General features: G+C 39.8%; 1 protein-coding gene. It reads right to left on the reverse strand.

Going from position 1 to position 2,061, the window contains the following annotated elements; all coding sequences use genetic code 11:
- Nucleotides 1-344: 344 nt before the first annotated feature.
- Nucleotides 345-1,676 carry a cytochrome ubiquinol oxidase subunit I gene (locus FT643_RS22935; protein WP_156873726.1) on the reverse strand — a complete coding sequence of 444 codons (1,332 nt, stop codon included), beginning with the start codon at nt 1,674-1,676 and terminating at the stop codon, nt 345-347.
- Nucleotides 1,677-2,061 lie beyond the last annotated feature (385 nt).

The following is a 2,061-nucleotide window of genomic DNA, read 5'->3' on the forward strand; positions in this document are numbered from 1 at the left end:
GCAACGCAGTTTTTAAATCATTTTCAACCAAGCTATTATTTAAGGCTAGCGTTTCTTCCTCTGCAGCAACATGCTGTGCTGAAATCAGTGCCCAATCATGATTTTTCGTTTTTGGAACAAGCCATGATCTAGAAGACATTATGCTAGTTATGGAAAACAGAAACAGACTAATATTTGAGTTAATGGATAGCCCGAAAGGGCTCAAACATTATTTTTCTGCACAAGCTACTTTGCTACTTAATAGCGAAAATTTTTTGAATGTTCTACCCGGATTACTGAATAATTCTGATGCATATAATTCTATAGTAAACCAATTAAATATAATGAAATCCTGGAAATAAAAGTCAGATCAATTTTTTCTCATATTGATTTTCTGGATTTTTAGTAAGAATCCTAAACATTGCATACAAAAAACCAATCAATGTCAGTCCGTATATTATTCCCATCAGCAGGAGTGAGTGGATGGCTTCGGTTCGGGAGATGGGTAGGAGTATGTCTTTGGTTTTTATGATTTCGTAGATGACCCAGGGTTGGCGGCCGGCTTCGGCGACTAGCCAGCCGGCGATGGTGGCGATAAAGCCAGCAGGGATAGTGAATATGGCGATGCGTAGAAATATTTTATTGTTATTGAGTTTATTTTTGTAGCGTAAATAACAGCCGATAAAACCGATGAGTACAATCCAAAACCCTAGTGCGACCATAATTCTGAAGCTGTAAAAGATAAGGGCAACGTTGGGCCAGTTTTGTTTTGGGAATGCGTTCATGCCTTTAACTTCGCCATCGGTTTTATGCGTTAGAATTAGGCTGGCCAGTTTGGGTATTTCAATGGCGTTTTTATTTTCTGCTTTTTCTTTATCCGGAATACCAAACAGTACTAACGGTGCGCCATCCGTGGTTTTCCAAAGTCCTTCAATCGCGGCTATTTTCATTGGTTGATTTTCGCGCGTATTTAAACCATGCAGATCACCAATAAAAATTTGTAATGGTGCAAGAATTACAATTGCAGTTAATGCGACATGCAGGTTAAATCGCGCAAAATTAATTTGTTGTTGTTTGATTAGAAACCAGGCAGATAAGCCTAATACAAAACAAGCTGTGCTCATCAAACCTGCCAATAGCATATGTGTAAAACGATAGGGAAAAGAAGGATTAATGATGGCAGCGAACCAGTCAGTCAACACTAACTGCCCAGCAACGAGTTCATAACCATCCGGGGTTTGCATCCATGAGTTTCTGGCGATGATACAAACAAAAGAAATAATAATACCGAGGCTCATCATTAAGGTTGCCGCAAAATGTAATTTTTTACCGACGCGTTTCCAGCCCCACCACATAACACCTAATGAGCCCGCCTCTAAAACGATCGCATTAATCAGTTCAAAATGCCGAATCGGCGCCAGAATATCGATGGTCTTATAATAAAATTGACCAAAATGCGTATCCAGCTGAAACGATAAACCAACGCCCGTAATCACTGCTACAAAGAAAGCGGCCGTAAACGGCTTTAACCAAAATAAATACTGTAAGCGATAATTTTCCTGGCCGGTTTTTAGCCACAGCGCTTCCAAAGCCGTTAAGTAGAATGCCAGACCGACAATTAAACTTGGGAATATAATGTGATAGCTTGCAGTAAAAGCAAAGCCCAAACGCGAGATTAAAATATAATCAACATCCATGATAAAACTTCCTGTAGTGATATTTTTTTCTTACACGTAAACCAGCAATAGACGCATACTGACACCAACTGAGACTACGCCTGTCAGTGAAATTGCATAAAGAAATGAGAACCATAAAAATGGCGATGATGTATTGAGTGGTTTGATCGAACTTCCATAACGGGTTGTTTCAGCACGAGGATTCAAATCCCTGATGTCGATTGTTTGCATGACTATTTCCTAATAAAAATTATGATTGTATGTATCGCGTTTTGATTAACCGTTGAGGGTATAGGAAGTATAAAGCACCGATTTGCCCCTCATCCGAAGTATCTTACCCGAAACCCCCTCACTCGTTTACCGCTCAAGCTCCAATTTTCACTGTCGGACCAACCCAAATCGCTTA

The sequence above is a fragment of the Ketobacter sp. MCCC 1A13808 genome, from assembly GCF_009746715.1.
Lineage (GTDB): Bacteria > Pseudomonadota > Gammaproteobacteria > Pseudomonadales > Ketobacteraceae > Ketobacter.

Bases quoted from the DNA above. Each gene is read 5' to 3' on its own strand.
- FT643_RS22935 (WP_156873726.1), bottom strand. From the start codon at position 1,676: ATGGATGTTGATTATATTTTAATCTCGCGTTTGGGCTTTGCTTTTACT.